We start from the raw sequence: 17496 nt of genomic DNA, 5'->3' as shown, positions 1-17496 counted from the left end.
CACATAGGCGGACAGGAGACTTCCGGTGGAGCCGCCCGCCATGGAGCCTTTGCATGTGGAGAGAAACCCGGACCCCGATCTTGAACCGCCGGCGCCCACCGCGGCAAAGCACCGCAGCGGCTACTCACAGTGGTGGCCGCGGGCTGCGGACGGTGCAGCGAACGCTGGCCGCGAGCTACTGGCGCTGGCGGCCCCTGTTGAATGCGTCTGTTGCGGGACGGAAGACTTCGCGCTGTGCGGACCCTGCGAGCGGGCGGTGCGTATCCTCACCAGGACCCCATTCCGGGCTGAGGGGCAGGCTCCTGCCCTCATGGACGTGAACGGTTCGGTGATCCTCCCCGTCGTGGCCGCCGGTATTTATCGCGAGGAACTTGCGCAGGCTGTGCTGTCGTTCAAGAAACATGGCCAGGGGCAGCTCGGATCGGTGTTGTCCAAGGCGCTTGGTCGAGCCATCAACGGGGCGGGCGGAACACTGCGGGGATACTGCCTGATACCCGTTCCCACCACGAACAGCGCGTTCAGGAAGCGGGGCTTCAGCCCTGTGCACCTCCTGCTGCGGAATCTGGACCGCAGCGGGAGCCTCGGTGCCGGGAACCTCGCCGACGCACTCCGCAAGAGCCGTGCCTTTACGCAAGGGCCGTCTGCTGCCAATAATGACCTGTCCGGACGCCTCCGGGCGCTGGTTCAAGCCCACCCGATGGCCGGAGGCCAAAAGGGACTGGGGCGGGGCGCCCGCGCCAAACGTGTCCGGGGGTCCATGCGGGCAAGATCCTCGCCGCTCGCGCCGGACATCCGGGGACGCCCCTGCATCATCGTGGATGATGTCCTCACCACCGGGGCCACACTGGCGGAAGCAGCGCGTGCCGTCCACCGGGCGGGAGGCGTGGTGATGGGTGCCGTCGTGCTGGCAGCGACACGCCCGCCCGACGCCGCCGACCCATCGCCCGTTCCCGGTGCTCCAGCAGGGACTGGCGGCTGACATTGAAAAAAATAAATGAAGAAAAGGTGAATAACGGGTAGCGATGAACTAACGTCGGTTGTGGGTACCAAGATCAGTTGTACCTGTCGATAGCGGCTCGGAAAGGGGCTCGACTGTCAGTCAGATCGGCCCCGGGAAGTGCCGCCGTCGTGTCACCGAAGTCATTTGGAGGGCACCATGGAGTTCATGATCAGCGGACGGAATTTGACGGTTTCAGACCGCTTCCGCGAATACGCCGACGAGAAGATCTCAAAGATCGCATCGCTGGGAGACAAGGTCCAACGGGTGGACGCGAAGGTCTCCAAGGAGACCAAGGCACGCCAGACCGCAGACTTGCTCACGGTTGAGCTGACCGTCTTGGGCCGCGGCCCCGTCATTCGTGCAGAGGCAAGCGCCGCCGACAAGTTCGCCGCGTTCGATCTCGCTTACAACAAGCTTCTTGAGCGCCTTCGCCGGGCCAAGGATCGCAAGAAGGTCCACCATGGGCGGCACACACCCAAGGCCGTCCGCGAGGCGACTGCCAGCCTTGAGCCGGCAAGCACCACCGAGCCTCTGTATGTAGAGGCCATCAACCACCAGGAGCCCCAGGCTGCACCCGTTGAGAAGTCGCCCTACGAGGTCGACAATGACATCCCTGCAGGAGATTCACCGGTCCTGATCCGCCGCAAGGTGTTCCCGGCGGCGTCCCTCACACTCGACGATGCCGTCGACAACATGGAGCTCGTGGGCCACGACTTCTACCTCTTCGTGGATAAGGAAACCAAAGCGCCGTCCGTGGTGTACCGGCGCGACGGGTGGACCTACGGCGTCATCAGCCTGGACCAGACGTGCGAACCGGGCGAAGCAGCCGTCGAGGAAAAGATCCTCGCCTACCGCTCGGAGGATGAACCTGCGCGCCCTTGAGCCGCGAGTCCGCCTAAGCTGGTGTTGACCAGCCAACGGAAGGACTGACATGGGCGCATCGCTGAGCCTTATCCAGGCGCGGCGGATCGCTTTGGCAGCCCAGGGATTGGACAAAGGACGGCCCGCCGGACCCGTGAGTGCACGGGCGGTGGGCCGTACCTTTGACCGGCTCCACCTGGTCCAGATTGACTCCGTCAACGTTCTCGCCCGCAGCCACTACCTGCCTTTCTTTTCCCGGCTCGGAAACTATGACCGCGCCATTCTGCACCGGATGGCCTCAACGCATCCGCGCAGAATGACGGAGTACTGGGCACACGAAGCGAGCTTCATCCGGCCGGACCATTTTCCGGACCTGCTGCTGTGGCAGAACCGGAAATGGGTCGGCGCATCCGGCATGGATCCCGAACTTCGCACTGACGTAGCCGAAAAGGTCCTCACAGCTCTGGCCAATAGCAAGCCCCTGACTGCCGCTGAACTCACCGCACGGATCGGGCATGTCGAAGACCGTCGGACGGACAACTGGGGGTGGAACTGGAACGCGGTCAAGCGTGTCCTGGAGCACCTTTTCGAGGAAGGACTTGTCTCGGCATCCTCCCGGACTGAACAGTTCGAACGCCGCTACACGCTGTCCGCCAAGGTGTACACCGCGTTGGACGGCGGGGGCGCGCAGGACGCCGATCCCGCGGGAGCGATGGACCGGCTCATTGAAGCCGCTGCAAGGGCCCATGGCATCGGCACCGTGCGCTGCTTCGCCGACTACTTCCGCACGCCGATGAAGACTGCCGCCATCGCGGTGGAGCACCTGGTCGACGGGGGCAGACTTGAGCCGGTATCGGTCCGGGGCTGGGACCGGCCGGTTTACCGGCATGTTGACGCACGGTTGCCCCGCGCGGCAACCGGGCGGGCGCTTCTGAGCCCTTTTGACTCGCTTGTCTTTGAGCGTCGGCGGCTAGAGGAGCTCTTCGGCTTCCACTTCAGGATCGAGATCTACACTCCGGAGGCCAAGCGACGCTTCGGGTACTACGTCCTCCCGTTCCTGCTTCGGGACGGCATCGTGGCTCGTGTGGACCTCAAAGCCGACAGGCCGGCCGGCCTGCTCCTCGCGAGGGCGGCGCACGCCGAACCGGGTGCTCCAGCCGACACCGCCGTTGAACTTGCCATGGAGCTCCGCCTCATGGCCGAATGGCTGGGGCTTGACGGCGTGGTTGTCTCGCCGGTCGGCGACCTTGCCGCTTCCCTTGCTGAGGCCGTCGCTGCCCACGAAACCGGACTATCCGCTCTCAGGGAACAGGCGTAACGTGCCGTGCGCGTCTCCCGTAGACTGAACACGCCAGAATTCGGCAGCTTGAGACTGGGAGCAACTTCACGTGGCATCACTTATCGAAAAACTTCTCCGTACGGGTGACAAAAAAACCCTGAGGCAATTGAGGAACTATGCCGATTCCATCAATGCCCTGGAGAGCTCTTTCAAGACCTTCACGGACGCCGAACTGCGTGAAGAAACCGGCCGGCTCCGGGAACGCCACCAGGACGGCGAAAAGCTCGACGATCTCCTGCCGGAGGCTTTCGCCGCCGTCCGCGAAGCTTCCTCCCGAACCTTGGGAATGCGGCACTTCGACGTTCAGCTGATGGGCGGCGCGGCCCTGCATCTGGGCAACATTGCCGAAATGAAGACCGGCGAAGGAAAGACTCTCGTGGCCACCGCTCCGGCCTACCTCAACGCCCTGGCCGGCAATGGCGTCCACGTCATCACCGTGAACGACTACCTCGCCGAATACCAGTCCGACCTCATGGGCCGCGTCTACCGCTTCCTTGGCCTGAGCAGCGGCTGCATCCTGTCCAACCAGGACCCTGCCGTGCGCCGCGAACAATACGCCGCGGACATCACCTACGGCACCAACAACGAGTTCGGTTTTGACTACCTGCGCGACAACATGGCCTGGGACAAGTCAGAACTGGTCCAGCGCGGCCACCACTTCGCGATCGTTGACGAAGTGGACTCCATCCTCATCGACGAGGCCCGTACCCCGCTCATCATTTCCGGTCCGGCCCAAGGCGACACGAACCGCTGGTACAGCGAATTCGCCAAGGTGGTCCTCCGGCTCCAGGCCGACACCGACTATGAGGTCGACGAAAAGAAGCGCACCGTGGGTGTGCTCGAAGCCGGAATCGAAAAGGTCGAGGACTACCTCGGCATCCACAATCTCTATGAGTCAGCCAACACCCCGCTGATCGGCTTCCTGAACAACGCCATCAAGGCCAAGGAGCTCTTCAAGCGGGACAAGGACTACGTCATCCTCGACGGCGAAGTCCTGATCGTTGACGAACACACCGGCCGCATCCTGGCCGGCCGCCGGTACAACGAGGGAATGCACCAGGCGATCGAGGCCAAGGAAGGCGTCGAAATCAAGGCCGAGAACCAGACGCTGGCCACCGTCACGCTGCAGAATTACTTCCGCATGTACGACAAGCTTTCGGGCATGACCGGCACCGCCGAAACCGAAGCCGCGGAATTCATGGGCACCTACAAGCTCGGAGTGGTGGCCATCCCCACCAACCGGGACATGCAGCGCATCGATCAGTCGGACCTGGTCTACAAGAACGAAGCGGTCAAGTTCGACGCCGTCGTCAAGGACATCGCTGAGCGCCACGAAAAGGGCCAGCCCGTCCTCGTTGGAACCACCAGCGTTGAGAAGAGCGAATACCTCTCAAGGCTGCTGGCCAAGGAAGGCATCCGGCACGAGGTACTGAACGCGAAGAACCACGCCCGTGAAGCCGCGATCGTCGCGCAGGCCGGCCGTAAGGGCGCCGTGACTGTCGCCACGAACATGGCCGGTCGCGGTACCGACATCATGCTGGGCGGAAACGCCGAATTCACCGCCGTCGCCGAACTGGCCGCCAAAGGCCTGGATCCGGAAGAAAACTCGGAAGAGTACGAAGCAGCCTGGCCTGCGGCGCTCGAAGCGGCCAAACAAGCAGTCAAGGACGAGCACGAAGAAGTGCTGAACCTCGGTGGACTCTACGTCCTGGGCACCGAACGCCACGAGTCGCGCCGCATCGACAACCAGCTCCGCGGCCGTTCCGGACGTCAGGGCGACCCCGGTGAGTCACGGTTCTACCTGTCCCTCACAGATGACCTAATGCGTTTGTTCAATTCGGGCGCGGCCGAACGGCTCATGAACAGTTCGGTGCCGGACGACGTCGCACTGGAGTCGAAACTGGTGTCCCGTGCCATTGCATCTGCGCAGGGCCAGGTTGAAGGCCGCAACGCGGAACAGCGCAAGAACGTGCTGAAGTACGACGACGTCCTCAACCGCCAGCGTGAAGCAATCTACGGCGACCGCCGGCGCATCCTCGAGGGAGACGACCTGCACGAGAAAGTGCAGTTCTTCATCGAGGACACCATCACTGCCCTCATCGACGCAGCAACCACCGAAGGCACCGGCGACGACTGGGACTTCAACCAGCTCTGGACGAACCTGAAGACGCTCTACCCCGTCAGCGTTACATCCCACGACGTTATCGACGAGGCCGGCGGCAAGTCCCGCATCACGGTGGACTTCCTGAAGGAAGAGATTCTTTCCGACGCCCGACTGGTCTACCAGGCCAGAGAACAGGTCATCGGATCCGAGAGCATGCGCGAACTGGAACGCCGGGTGGTCCTGTCTGTGATCGGCCGGAAGTGGCAGGAGCATCTCTACGAGATGGACTACCTGAAGGAAGGCATCGGCCTTAGGGCGATGGCCCAGCGAGATCCCCTGGTGGAGTACCAGCGCGAGGGTTTCATCATGTTCCAGGCCATGATGGAGGCCATCCGTGAGGAAAGCGTCGGATTCCTGTTCAACCTTGAGGTCGAGGTGACTCCCGCGGAAGACGTGGTGGTAGCCGACGGCGCCGGGGAACACACGGAGCACCATGAGCCGCAGATCCGTGCGGCCGGCCTGGAGGCTCCGGAGAAGCCCGCGCAGTTGCAGTACACCGCACCGGGAGAAGACGGCGCCAGCCAGACGCGTGTCGAGGGAAGGACCTCCGGGCGTTCGGGAAATCCGGCCAAGGCCGCTGCCCAGGACGGCACCCGGAAGCCCGCTCCGAAAAAGAAGAAGCGCTAGGAAAAGACGGCTGCCGAAGCAGCCGTACCTTGAATACGGATGAGGACCGGAACAACTGTTCCGGTCCTCATTCGTCTTCGCGCAGGTGTGGAGGGGTGGCTTGTGCGGCGGCGCCTTCACGAAGAATAGTCAGCCGATCTCCAGCGCGGTGATCCGCCACACCTGATTGCTGCGCTCAAGCCTCACTGCCACTGCACGGACCCGTAGTTCATCCACCACGACGGCACTTGCCTCGTAGATCCCAGCGGCGACTTGGCAGGCGCGGACCGACCGGACGGCCGGATTGCGGTGCAGTCGCCCTGCTGTCGGAGACGGACCGGCAGCAAGCCGTCGGGTCAGTGCGGCACGGTGCTGCAGTGATGCCAGGCATCGTTGGTCAAGCCTGCGTGAGAGCTGCTGGACAGGACGCGTTCCCGCCAGCACCTCGATTGCGGCCTGCACCGTCCCTCGGGCAATGGCACAGATTTCCCTGTTCTCATCCACCGTCTGGAGGGCACGCCGGCTCTCGGTGGCTTGAACCCGGCTACCGTCGCTGGATCGTTCCGCCTGCGGCAGTGTGGGGACCAGATGCAATGCGCTCATGACGTTTTCCTCTGTTTGATGGCGGATACGTAAAAGTTAAGGTGTGGCTTTACTGCGGATTTAGGACCTGGACGGAGGCCGGAGTACCTGTCCCGGGAGAAGGAGATCGGGGCTTTCACCCAGGACGGCCCTGTTCGCCTCGTACCAGCGAGGCCATTCCAGGGCGATGTCGCGATCAGAAGCGGGGGAGCCCAGCTGGTTGGCCGCAATGGTCCACAGCGAGTCACCGGCCACCACGGTGACCGATCCGTCCTCGTCAACCGGCTGTTGGCGGGCAGCCCGTACAGGTTGTGCCGACAATGGACCCGGGCTGACGACGGGCGCGTGCGGTTTCCACCTCGGATCAGTGGCGCCGGGACCGGGGTGAGGTGCTGACGCCGCGTGTTCGGTGGGCATCCACACTGCTGAGGTGGCCGGAGGGGAGGTTGGACTCCACTGGGGGTCAGCAGTCACCGTGCCGGCGTGGGCAAGCGGTGCTCCCAGCAGCTGAAGTCCCACTGCGGCGAGGGCGAGGCGGCGCATGAAGGAAGGACTGTATTTTCCGGTGATCTCCGCAGCCCGGCGGCTTCCGGCGCGTTCCAGGCCGGCGGAAGTTAGTGCAATCAACATCGACAGAATCCACCAGGTGACAATGATGAGTCCCGTTGTGTTGACGACAAATCCGAGCAGGTCTTCGAAAGCCAGTGACTGGTCCCTGGCAGATGATCGCTCCCATCGCTCCGTCAGCGAGGCTCCTGTAGCCGCCAGGAAGAGCCCGAGAAGCAGGATCGTCACCGCCAGCATTGCGTCTGAGCGGAGCAGCCTGCCGCGTGAAACCTCCATGATCCTACTCCTCAGGTTGTTTGATGTTGTTTGATGTTGTTTGATCTATTTGAACCTAGTTTGAACTTACTTTCCGACTTTTGTCCAGTGATTTGTTTTTCGTCGCATGGGCCAGCCGCGAATTGACCGGGGGACGACGCGCGCCTAGATTGGCGGCATGCGTTGGGACGCCTTGTTTGAGGACATGGAGGCACAACTGGCCTCAGTTGGCCGGCTGGAGCTCGAATCGGAAATCGCCGAGCGGTCGCGGGCAGATGTCGCGGGTGTGGAACTGGCGGACAGGTTGCGCGGTTCCCTGGGGCTCAGGGTGGCGGTGCACCTGGCATCCGGAGCCGTGTTCGAGGGCGCCTTGAGTCACGTGGGGGGAGAGAGCCTGGTGCTCAACGATCATCATCAGCAGGTGCTGGTCCCCTTCGCGGCAGTTTCCCGGTACCACGGCCTGGGGAGGCTGGCAATGGCCGAGCCGTCATCCGTCCGGCGAAAGCTGGGGCTGGCCAGTGCCCTTCGCGGCCTGGGGCGCGACAGGGCTGATCTGTCGGTTATTCTCATCGGCGGCGCACAGGGCGCGGCGGGACTGAGTGGTGTTATTGATCGCGTGGGGCGGGACTATTTCGATCTGGCCATGACCCGGCCCGGAGAGGTCCGCCGCGCCGCCAACGTCAGCCAGGTTGCCTCGGTGCCTTTTTCCTCGCTTGGTGCACTACGTTCAATACGCGGAGCGGAGCTCTGAACGCACTCCCTGGCGGCGGTTCGTGCGCCCGCGCCCCGGTCCCGGCTCAGACGGGCGTCCCTGCTCAGAGTGACTTGGACTTGGCTTCCTGAATCATGCGCTCGGCTTCCGCGTAGCGCTCTTCGATGTACTGTTCCAGCATCTTTTCTTCCACGCGCCACTGTCCCCTTCCGCCCACCTGGATGGCTTTGAGTTCGCCGCTACGCACGAGCGCATAGGCCGCCGGGGAGTTGATCTGCAGCTGTTCGGCTACGTCTGCAAGGGTGAGGAATCGGGGCATGTTTCTATTTTGCCACCATTGGCGTCGGGTGGTGCTGTTATCCACAGTTTGGCGTTGTTTGGTCTTTTGACTTTCGATCAGGCCCATTTGCCGTAACAATGAGGTAGTCCGGCGCATCAGCCAGTCCGCCGGCACCGACGGGGGGAACAGCACGTGAGTTCAGGTACGACGGCCAGTGCAGTCAGGCTCAAAAAGCCGTCTTGGAAGGATCCGAGGCTGCTTCTCGGGTTCCTGCTGGTCCTGGCCTCCGTGGCCGGTGTTGTGTCACTGGTCGGGGGCGCCGACCAGACCACCGAGGTGTTTGCGGCAAAAGGTCAGATCGCCGTCGGTGAGAAAGTCACTGCTGAAAACGTCAACCGTGTGAAGGTCAGGCTCGGCGACGTGGAATCCCACTATGTCACCGCAGAGGCCGGACTGCCCGAGGGCATGGTTGCCGTGCAGCGGATCGGTCCGGACCAGTTGGTTCCTCGGGGAAGCCTCGGCAAGCCCGATGCGCTGAACCGTAAGCCGGTCGCAATTACTGTCGACGAAGCCCTGCCGGAGCAGGCCGCAGCAGGTTCACGGGTTGACGTCTGGGTGGCCCTGCCTGATGCCCGCAACGGCTTCAGCGAACCGAAGTTGTTGCTTCCAGGGGCTGAGATCGCTGAAGTTACCCCGGGCTCGACCACGTTGGGATCTTCCCGCTCCACGGTGGTCATGGTCCTTGTCACTGACGAGCAGATGCCGAGGCTGCTTGGTGCCCAGGCGAACAAGGCGAGGATTTCCGTGGTCTGGAACCCGGGCGGCGGAACATCATGAGCATCCCCGTCGTCACGGTCGGCCAGTCCCGGGAGGATCTGGTCGGCGGCCTCGAACGCCTCCATGGACCGGTCACTGTGGTGAGGAGATGCTCGGAGCTGACGGAGCTGCTGGCCGCCTGCCAGAGCGGCCTCGCCCGGGCTGCCGTTGTCGCGGAGGGGAGTGACGAACTGACGGCCTCGCTTGTTGACCGGCTCACCGCCGTGGGCGTCGTCGTCATCGCATTGACGGACAGTCCGGAAGAAACGGTGAGGCTGACAGCGATCGGTGTCACGGCGGCGCCTGCGGGGGTTGACTCGGCGGCACTTGCCGGCAGGATTTCGGGCGCGGTTGCCCGGTGGGCCAGTCCCGCGCCGTTTCAGGCGTGGGACAGCGGATTCGCGGACACCGGTGCCGCCATCCGGACCGTCCCGGAGGAGATCGATGCCGTCCCGGGAGAGCCGTCCGGTAGCGGACAAGTCATCACCGTCTGGGGTCCAGCGGGTTCTCCCGGCCGGACTCTGGTGGCCGTCAACATGGCCGGTGAACTGGCCGCGGCCGGCAATTCAGTGCTTCTGATTGACGCTGACAGCTATGGAGCCAGCGTCGCGGGCATGCTGGGACTCCTGGACGAATCCGCAGGTCTAGCCCAGGCGTGCCGGCTGGCCGACCTGGGGCAACTGGATGCCGGCGCGCTGCTGAAGATTGCCACACCCGTCGTCCTCAAATCCGGGACGCTCCGGATTCTGACAGGCATCACACGCGCGGATCGCTGGAGCGAATTGCGCGCAACAGCCCTGGGTGTCGTCTTTGAGAGGGCGCGGGAGGTGGCGGACTTCGTCGTAGTGGACACCGGCTTCTGCCTCGAAGCGGACGAGGAACTCAGTTTTGACACCATGGCTCCACGCAGGAATGCCGCCACGCTGCGGAGCCTCGAGCTCGCGGACACCGTTTATGCCGTGGGATCGGCCGACTCGATCGGCGTGCCGCGGCTCGTCCGCGGTCTTGCCGAACTTGAGGCAGCGGTTCCCCAGGCGTCACCGAAGGTGGTCCTGAACAAGGTTCGCGCCGCTGCCGCCGGACGTTTCCCTGCGCGCCAGCTGCGCGAGGCGTGGGAAAGGTACGGGCCGTCAGAAGGGATCACCGCGTTCCTCCCGGCAGACGGGGCAGCAAGTGACGCGGCGCTCCTCGCCGGGAGTCTCCTGCTGGAGGCCGCACCCGAGTCCGGGCTACGCCAGGCCATTGCCGAATTGGTTTGTGCACCTGCCCAGCAAAAACGCCGATCCTCTGTCTTTTCTTCCACAGCGAAGAGACACCTAAAGGGCTAGGCTCGCCATAAGGGCTGCAATGAGGCAGCTATGAACTTGTGATGGAGGCGTTTGTCGATGTCGTCTGGCTCCAATGTGGAGGATCAGTCCGTTTTGCTCGGAGCCCGTGAAGGGTACTTCGGAGACTATTACGAGCACCTTGCGGAGGAGGATTCCCGGGCCTATTCGCCGGATGTCCTGGCCGCCCGCGCCGAGACTCACCGCGAAGTTGCCGCTGTCTGTGTACCGGGCACGGCCAACATCAGGATCGTGGACGAGTCGGACTGCAGCGTCGTGTATATCGTCACGGACGACATGCCGTTTCTCGTGGACTCCGTCAACGCCGAGCTCGTTCGCCAGAACTCGGCAATCCACCTTGTCCTCCACCCGCTTTTCGTCGTCACACGCAACCGCGCAACCTCCCGTCTGACGAAGGTGGACAGGGTTCCGTCCAGCATCGGCATCTCCAGCGGCGACACTGCCGCAATGCCAAGCCTGTCGCACCTGATCGCCCAGGGTGACAACGCCTCGCACATGGAGTCCTGGATCGCCGTCGAAATCGGCCTTGCCAGCGAGGAAGCGCAGGGGCGGCTCATCGAAGGCATTGAGCGCGTGCTCGGTGATGTGCGGGCGGCCGTTGAAGACTGGCCCAAGATGCGCAACAAGGCCCTCCAGATCGCCCAGGACCTGGACAACGTGGCCAATGCCTCCCAGATCGAGGAACTTCGTCAGGCCCAGGACCTCCTCCGGTGGCTCGATGACGGAAACTTCACCTTCCTTGGCTACCGCGAATATGACCTGGTCAACGAGTCCGGCGAGGACGTCCTGGAACTGCGGGAGGAAAGCGGACTCGGACTGCTCCGCAGCGGCGCGGACGGGCACCACGTCCAGCACCTCACCGTCGCCGGCCGGAGGAAAGCGCGGGAAAAGCGCGCTCTGGTGATCACCAAAGCCAACTCCCGTTCCACAGTGCACCGTCCGGCATACCTCGACTACATCGGCGTGAAGAGCTTCGACGCCGCCGGCAACGTCAACGGCGAGCAGCGGTTCATCGGCCTCTTCGCCACGAGCGCCTACGCGGGCTCGGTCCGGAACATTCCGATTGTTCGCGAGAAGGTCGAAGCCGTCCTGCGCAGCGCCGGCTTCCCGCCGCACTCCCATTCGGGCAAAGACCTGCTGGGTATCCTTGAAACCTACCCCCGCGATGAGCTGTTCCAGATCGAGGTTTCCGACCTCGCAGCGACGGCGACAGGCATTCAAAGGCTGCAGGAGCGGCGGCGCACCCGCTTGTTCCTGAGGCCCGACATCTACGGCCGGTTTATGTCCGCACTCGTGTACCTTCCCCGTGACCGCTACACCACCAACGTGCGCCTCCGCATCGAGCAGGAGCTCCGCGAGACCTTTCACGCCGTCTCCATTGATTACGAAGCCAGGATGACCGAATCCGCGCTGGCCAGGCTCTTCTTCCGGATCCGGCTCCCGAAGGACGCAGACGTCAGCGACGTCAATGTCGAGGAACTGGAGAAGAGGCTTGTCCGTGCCGCGCGTTCGTGGAGCGAGGGCATCACGGAAGTGCTGCGTGCCAGTGGCGCCAACGGCGACAACAAGGCGATTGCCTCTGCCTGGGCCGAGGCCTTCCCGGCCAGCTACCGCGTGGACTACGAGGTCGAAGATGCGCTGACCGACATTGCGCGCTTCGAGAAGTACGGGTCGGCCGCCGAGCCGGCTGAAAAAGGACGGCTCGAGAAGCCCGGGGTACACGTGTACCTGCCCGAGGGCGCAGGGGCCACGCTCGAAGAGGACGCACGCGTCAAGCTCTACATGCTGGAGCCGAAGAGCCTCAGCCAGATCCTGCCGTTTTTTCACAATCTGGGGCTCGAAGTGCTCGATGAGCGGCCCTTCGAAATCGAGACGGCCGACAAACGGGATTTTTTCCTGTATGACCTGGGCCTGAAGTACCCCTCCGGTGTTGCTCCCCTCGCGACGGGCCAGTTGTTGGCGGACGCATTCGGCGCCGCCGTCTCCGGCGACGTCGAGTCGGACAGCTTCGACCGCCTGGTCCTGCGCGAGCGCATGCCGTGGCGCCAGATTGTGGTCCTTCGCGCCTATGCGAAATACATGCGTCAGATGGGCAACACAAATTCGTTCGGATTCATTGCTGACACACTCTTGGCAAATCCTGACGTGACACGTTCGCTCGTGGCACTGTTCGCGGCACGCTTCGACCCCGCCCTCGAGGACGACGTCCGGGCGGAGCGCCAAGCCAGCGTCCGTACGGAGCTGGCAGCCGCCATTGAACAGGTTGCAACCCTGGACGCCGACCGGGTGCTCCGGACTTTTGCGAACCTCATCGAGGCCACGCTCCGGACGAACTTCTATCAGCAGAAGCCCTACCTGAGCTTCAAGCTGAATCCGGCCGCAATCGACGGACTGGCTTTCCCGCGACCCATGTTTGAAATCTGGGTGTACTCGCCCAGGGTGGAGGGCGTACACCTCCGCTTCGGCAAGGTGGCCCGCGGCGGGCTGCGCTGGTCCGACCGGCGTGAGGACTTCCGGACCGAAATCCTTGGCCTTGTTAAGGCGCAGACGGTCAAGAACGCTGTCATTGTGCCCACCGGCGCCAAGGGCGGATTCTTCGCCAAGCAGCTTCCCGATCCTGCCGCCGACAGGACCGCGTGGATGGCGGAGGGCGTGGAGAGCTACAAGACCTTCATCCGCGGCCTGCTGGACCTCACGGACAACCTGATCACCACTCCGGACGGCGAAGCTGTGGTTCCGCCGGCCGACGTCGTCCGCTACGACGACAACGACAACTACCTCGTTGTCGCAGCAGACAAGGGAACCGCAACGTTTTCAGACATCGCCAACGGGCTCTCAGCGGACTACGGCTTCTGGCTCGGGGATGCCTTTGCCTCAGGCGGATCCGTGGGTTACGACCACAAGGCCATGGGGATCACCGCCCGGGGCGCGTGGGAATCGGTCAAGCGCCACTTCAGCGAACTCGACCTTGATACCCAGTCGGAGCCGTTCACCGTGGTGGGCGTCGGTGACATGTCCGGGGACGTCTTTGGCAACGGCATGCTGCTGTCGAAACACATCCGGCTGCTTGCCGCGTTCGACCACCGCCACATCTTCCTGGATCCGAATCCCGACGAGTCGGCGTCCTACGAAGAGCGGCTGCGGCTCTTCAACCTGCCCCGGTCCTCCTGGGATGACTACGACAAGGCCCTCATCAGCGAAGGCGGTGGCGTGTACGGACGGCAGGCCAAGTCGATTCCGGTCTCCGACCAGGTGCGGGCAGCCCTGGGACTCCCGGACGGCACCTCCGAGCTGAGCCCGCCGGAGCTCCTTCGCGCCATTCTCCTGGCGCCCGCCGATCTGCTGTACAACGGCGGCATCGGAACCTACGTCAAGGCAAGCACCGAAACGCATGCCGAGGTGGGGGACAAGGCCAACGACGCCATCCGCGTTGACGGGCGTGACCTCCGCGTCAAGGTGGTCGGAGAAGGCGGAAACCTGGGCATGACCCAGCGCGGGCGCATTGAGGCCGCACTTCAGGGTGTCATCCTGAATACGGACGCCATTGACAACTCGGCCGGAGTTGACTGCTCGGACCACGAGGTCAACATCAAGATCTTCGTCGACCGGATGGTCGCCGCGGGCAAGCTCGAGTCCGCCGAGCGGGCCGATTTCCTGGCGTCCATGACGGATGAAGTCGGCCGGCTCGTGCTTGAAGACAACATTGACCAGAACATCCTGCTCCTCAATGACAGAATCCGTGTGGCGGAGTGGAGCCCCAGCTATGAACGGCTGATGGACTGGCTGGAGAAGTCGGCCGACCTCAAGCGCGAGCTCGAAGCACTGCCCACAACCGCGACCCTTCGGGAACGCCTGGCCCAGGGACAGGGGCTGACCTCGCCGGAACTCTCGGTGCTGGCGGCTTACGCCAAGATCGAACTCGCAACGGCACTGCGTGAGAGCGATCTCGCCGACGATCCGTGGTTCAGGCAGACCCTGCGGTCCTATTTCCCGAAGCAGCTGAGGGAGAGGTTCGACGTTGAGCTCGACAGCCATCCGCTGCGGCGCGAGATCATCGCCACTGTCGTGGCCAACGACATGATCAACCTTGGCGGCATCACGTTTGCATTCCGCACCATCGAAGAGACGTCAGCCAACGAAGCTGCGGTGGCCAAGGCGTTTGTGGCCCTCCGCGAAATCTACGAGCTGGACATCATGGTCGGTGAGCTCAATGAACTGCCTGCCTCCTTCCCCACCGAGCACTGGAGCACTGTCCACCTGGACATCCGCCGGCTCCTGGACCGGGCTGTCCGCTGGGTGATCGGCCAGGGCAGCGCTTCCCGGCCGATCTCCGAAATCGTGGCTGAATTCAAGCCTCTGATGGATCCGATGCGGGCCCGGCTCCTCGATTACCTGCGGGGCGACGACCGTGCCCGGGTGGCTGCGTGGCTGGAAAAGGCCCGGAGCTGGGAACTTCCGGAGGACCTGGCCCATCGCTGGGCCGAGCTGTTCGAAAGCTTTGTGCTGCTGGACATCGCCAAGATAGCCCACGTCAACGCGGAGCCGGTGGAAAGCATCGCACACGTGTATTACACGGTGTTCGACCGCTTCCACGTGGATTCCCTCCTGGAACGCATCACCAAGCTCCCGCGGCGTGACCGCTGGCAGGCGCTGGCCCGTGCCGCCTTGCGTGACGACCTCTACTCCACCATTTCGGATATTACGGCGTCGGTGCTTGAGTCGACGTCGCCCGGGACCCCTGCGGAGGACCGGGTACTGAAGTGGGAAGGCCTGAATGCCGAACAGCTCGACCGTGCCAGGAGCATGTTTGAGGAGGTCAACTCGCTCGAAGCGGACGATATGGCGTCACTGTCGGTAGCATTGAGGCTCTTGAGGTCAATCGTCCGGCGCTAAGGATCCGTTCCTTAGCGTCGAATCTGGAGGTGTAGTGGCAATCTTTACGGACCCCATCAGGGAACACGCTGATTTTGGGCCGGGGGATGCCGAGTGGCTTCACCTCCTGGTGGGCGACTGGCAGATGGTCGCCGACCTCGCCTTCGCTGACCTTGCCTTGTGGTTTCCGCATCCTGAGTTCGGCTACGTGGCCTTGGCCCACGTCCGCCCCTCCACCACGCACACGGTGTTCCACACCGACTTCGTGGGGGAGGGGATCAGGTCGGACCTGCAGCCGCTGGTTGATAAGGCGTGGAGTAGCCGGACCATTGAGCGTTCGAGTGAGACCAACTGGAGCAGCGACATGGCTCTCCGCGTCGAGGCTGTCCCCATGGTCAGGAATGGCCGGACGCTCGCCGTCGTGACAACACACATGGACCTGTCCAGTTCACGGATGCCGTCCAGGCTTGAACTGACGTACAGGCAGTGCGCCTATGACCTGCTCCGGATGGGAACGCTCGGACTGTGGCCCGACTTTGCGTCGCCCACCGGATCCCGCCGCGGCGCCCCGCGGGTGGGAGACGGCCTGATCCGGCTCGACGCAGACGGGATTGTGCAGTACGCCAGCCCCAACGGCGTCTCCGCATTCAGGCGCCTGGGGGACGGTGAATCCCTCGAGGGCAGGTCGCTCGCCGAGGTCACGGCGGGTCTGCTGCGGGACCGCCGCATGGTGGATGAAACGCTGCCGCTCGTGGTCACCGGCCGGATGCCGTGGCGGAGCGAAATCGAATCCCGCGGAGTCAGCCTCTCGCTCCGGGCCATCCCCTTACGCGATGAGCAGCAAAGGTTCGGGGCGCTGGTGCTCTGCCGCGACGTCTCCGAGCTCCGGCGCCGTGAAATGGAGCTTGTGACCAAGGACGCCACCATTCGGGAGATCCACCACCGGGTTAAGAACAACCTTCAGACTGTTGCGGCATTGCTGCGCATGCAGTCTCGCCGGATGGTCAGTGATGAGGCCAAGCAGGGCCTGGAACAGGCGATGCGGAGAGTCGCAACGATTGCCTTGGTCCATGAGACGCTGTCCCAGGGGCTGACGCAAAGCGTTGACTTCGATGAGCTGATCGGCCGCCAGTTCCGTCTGTCCGCCGAAGTGGCCTCGCCGTCGCAGCAGGTCAAGACTGCCAGGTCCGGGCTGTTTGGTGAACTGCCCAGCGACTTCGCCACCCCGCTTGCCCTGGTTATCAACGAGCTGGTGACCAACGCAGTCGAGCACGGCCTGGAGGGGCGAACCGGAACTGTCTGGCTTCTGGCCGACCGATCGGAAGGCGACGACGGCGACGAGTTCCTGACCGTGACCGTGGCCGATGACGGTGTCGGGCTTCCGGAAACTCCACATGTTGAAGGCCTGGGACTGCAGATCGTTAGGACCCTCGTCACCAGCGAACTGGGCGGCAGCATCCAGTGGAAACCCCGCGAGGGCGGCGGCACCGCCGTGCAGATCGTCCTGAACCTGCAAAAACGGTGACGGTGGAACCCTAAATGACCTTCGACCCTTAAATGGGAAGCGGCCGCGGACTCTGAAGTCCGCGGCCGCTTCGTTTTGTCCGGAGGCCGGAAATCCAAACGGTCAGGAGGCCCGACGGGCGCGTGCAGCGCGGCGCTTGAGGGCCCGACGCTCGTCTTCGCTCATTCCGCCCCAGACGCCGGCGTCCTGGCCCGATTCGAGGGCCCACTGGAGGCAGGTGTCCACCACCGGGCAGCGGCGGCACACACTCTTGGCCTCCTCGATCTGCAGGAGAGCAGGCCCGGTGTTTCCTACTGGGAAGAACAGCTCCGGGTCCTTGTCGAGGCACGCTGCGCGGTTACGCCAATCCATGCTGATCAGTCACTCCATTCCTGGGAACTCGTTTTTAGCCACTTGTGAAAATATTCACTAGAGGCAACATAAGAAAGGGACCCAGCCGGGTCCCCTTGGTCATCTGAATTAAGCGTGTCATGTTAACGCTGTGTAAACAAGGGGTAATCGTCCACGAAGTGCCTTATAAGCGTGAGCGATACGTCACATAGCTCGCCAGCGCTCTCCCCGGAGTCGACTA

Annotated in this window: 13 protein-coding genes; 9 read left to right on the top strand and 4 right to left on the bottom strand. The window is 63.5% G+C overall.

The features are described 5' to 3' along the window. Window positions 1–40 precede the first annotated feature (40 nt). The 4 genes from ACSQ1X_RS13775 (at window position 41) to secA (ending at window position 5991) form a co-directional block, all read left to right on the top strand. A complete protein-coding gene (locus ACSQ1X_RS13775) occupies window positions 41–979 on the top strand; it encodes a ComF family protein (RefSeq protein ID WP_436058059.1) in 939 nt (312 codons plus the stop codon). Between the two features lie 177 nt (window positions 980–1156). Next, on the top strand, window positions 1157–1882 hold the full coding sequence (gene hpf, locus ACSQ1X_RS13770) for a ribosome hibernation-promoting factor, HPF/YfiA family (RefSeq protein WP_028270189.1): 726 nt from the start codon (window positions 1157–1159) through the stop codon (window positions 1880–1882). 49 nt (window positions 1883–1931) lie between these two features. Beyond that, complete coding sequence (locus tag ACSQ1X_RS13765; RefSeq protein ID WP_436058058.1) at window positions 1932–3179, top strand: winged helix-turn-helix domain-containing protein; 1248 nt, start codon at window positions 1932–1934, stop codon at window positions 3177–3179. 70 nt (window positions 3180–3249) lie between these two features. After that, complete coding sequence (secA, locus tag ACSQ1X_RS13760; RefSeq protein WP_436058057.1) at window positions 3250–5991, top strand: preprotein translocase subunit SecA; 2742 nt, start codon at window positions 3250–3252, stop codon at window positions 5989–5991. 129 nt (window positions 5992–6120) lie between these two features. Here secA and ACSQ1X_RS13755 read toward each other — a convergent pair whose 3' ends face one another. Then, window positions 6121–6573: an Rv3235 family protein gene (locus ACSQ1X_RS13755; protein WP_436058056.1), complete on the bottom strand. Its 453-nt coding sequence runs from the start codon at window positions 6571–6573 to the stop codon at window positions 6121–6123. A gap of 60 nt (window positions 6574–6633) precedes the next feature. After that, window positions 6634–7395: a LysM peptidoglycan-binding domain-containing protein gene (locus ACSQ1X_RS13750; protein WP_436058055.1), complete on the bottom strand. Its 762-nt coding sequence runs from the start codon at window positions 7393–7395 to the stop codon at window positions 6634–6636. 157 nt (window positions 7396–7552) lie between these two features. On the opposite strand from ACSQ1X_RS13750, the gene ACSQ1X_RS13745 reads away from it, so the two are divergent. Then, complete coding sequence (locus ACSQ1X_RS13745) at window positions 7553–8125, top strand: hypothetical protein (RefSeq protein ID WP_436058054.1); 573 nt, start codon at window positions 7553–7555, stop codon at window positions 8123–8125. Window positions 8126–8189: 64 nt separating this feature from the next. Here the strand turns inward: ACSQ1X_RS13745 and ACSQ1X_RS13740 are convergent, their stop codons facing one another. Beyond that, the gene (locus ACSQ1X_RS13740) at window positions 8190–8405 is read right to left on the bottom strand and encodes a helix-turn-helix domain-containing protein (protein ID WP_436058053.1); all 216 of its coding nucleotides are present in this window, start codon (window positions 8403–8405) and stop codon (window positions 8190–8192) included. A 153-nt stretch (window positions 8406–8558) separates the two neighbouring features. Between ACSQ1X_RS13740 and ACSQ1X_RS13735 the strand changes: the two genes are divergently transcribed. Genes ACSQ1X_RS13735 through ACSQ1X_RS13720 form a run of 4 tightly spaced genes read left to right on the top strand, consistent with a single transcriptional unit; the run spans window position 8559 to window position 16925 of the window. Next, the gene (locus ACSQ1X_RS13735) at window positions 8559–9203 is read left to right on the top strand and encodes a hypothetical protein (protein ID WP_436058052.1); all 645 of its coding nucleotides are present in this window, start codon (window positions 8559–8561) and stop codon (window positions 9201–9203) included. Beyond that, the gene (locus ACSQ1X_RS13730) at window positions 9200–10510 is read left to right on the top strand and encodes an AAA family ATPase (RefSeq protein ID WP_436058051.1); all 1311 of its coding nucleotides are present in this window, start codon (window positions 9200–9202) and stop codon (window positions 10508–10510) included. The genes ACSQ1X_RS13735 and ACSQ1X_RS13730 overlap by 4 nt, the downstream gene beginning before the upstream one ends. 57 nt (window positions 10511–10567) lie before the next feature. Next, window positions 10568–15421: an NAD-glutamate dehydrogenase gene (locus ACSQ1X_RS13725; RefSeq protein WP_436058050.1), complete on the top strand. Its 4854-nt coding sequence runs from the start codon at window positions 10568–10570 to the stop codon at window positions 15419–15421. A gap of 34 nt (window positions 15422–15455) precedes the next feature. Beyond that, entirely contained in the window at window positions 15456–16925 is a 1470-nt protein-coding gene (locus tag ACSQ1X_RS13720; RefSeq protein WP_028270180.1) for a sensor histidine kinase, read from the top strand. 102 nt (window positions 16926–17027) lie between these two features. On the opposite strand, the gene ACSQ1X_RS13715 is transcribed toward ACSQ1X_RS13720, so the two are convergent. Continuing rightward, window positions 17028–17276, bottom strand: a complete 249-nt coding sequence (locus tag ACSQ1X_RS13715) for a WhiB family transcriptional regulator (protein WP_003804966.1) — start codon at window positions 17274–17276, stop codon at window positions 17028–17030. Window positions 17277–17496: the final 220 nt, after the last annotated feature.

This window comes from Arthrobacter sp. LjRoot78, assembly GCF_964254335.1.
Taxonomy (GTDB): domain Bacteria; phylum Actinomycetota; class Actinomycetes; order Actinomycetales; family Micrococcaceae; genus Arthrobacter.
The sequence above is the reverse complement of the archived record's forward strand: the minus strand, read 5'-3'. Positions and strand labels throughout refer to the sequence as shown.

What these genes read in the sequence shown, in the direction of transcription:
- ACSQ1X_RS13745 (WP_436058054.1), top strand. Translation starts at nt 7,553, where the DNA reads ATGCGTTGGGACGCCTTGTTTGAGGACATGGAGGCACAACTGGCCTCA.
- ACSQ1X_RS13775 (WP_436058059.1), top strand. Translation starts at nt 41, where the DNA reads ATGGAGCCTTTGCATGTGGAGAGAAACCCGGACCCCGATCTTGAACCG.
- ACSQ1X_RS13740 (WP_436058053.1), bottom strand. Translation starts at nt 8,405, where the DNA reads ATGCCCCGATTCCTCACCCTTGCAGACGTAGCCGAACAGCTGCAGATC.
- ACSQ1X_RS13750 (WP_436058055.1), bottom strand. Translation starts at nt 7,395, where the DNA reads ATGGAGGTTTCACGCGGCAGGCTGCTCCGCTCAGACGCAATGCTGGCG.
- ACSQ1X_RS13730 (WP_436058051.1), top strand. Translation starts at nt 9,200, where the DNA reads ATGAGCATCCCCGTCGTCACGGTCGGCCAGTCCCGGGAGGATCTGGTC.
- ACSQ1X_RS13755 (WP_436058056.1), bottom strand. Translation starts at nt 6,573, where the DNA reads ATGAGCGCATTGCATCTGGTCCCCACACTGCCGCAGGCGGAACGATCC.
- ACSQ1X_RS13725 (WP_436058050.1), top strand. Translation starts at nt 10,568, where the DNA reads ATGTCGTCTGGCTCCAATGTGGAGGATCAGTCCGTTTTGCTCGGAGCC.
- ACSQ1X_RS13715 (WP_003804966.1), bottom strand. Translation starts at nt 17,276, where the DNA reads ATGGATTGGCGTAACCGCGCAGCGTGCCTCGACAAGGACCCGGAGCTG.
- hpf (WP_028270189.1), top strand. Translation starts at nt 1,157, where the DNA reads ATGGAGTTCATGATCAGCGGACGGAATTTGACGGTTTCAGACCGCTTC.
- ACSQ1X_RS13765 (WP_436058058.1), top strand. Translation starts at nt 1,932, where the DNA reads ATGGGCGCATCGCTGAGCCTTATCCAGGCGCGGCGGATCGCTTTGGCA.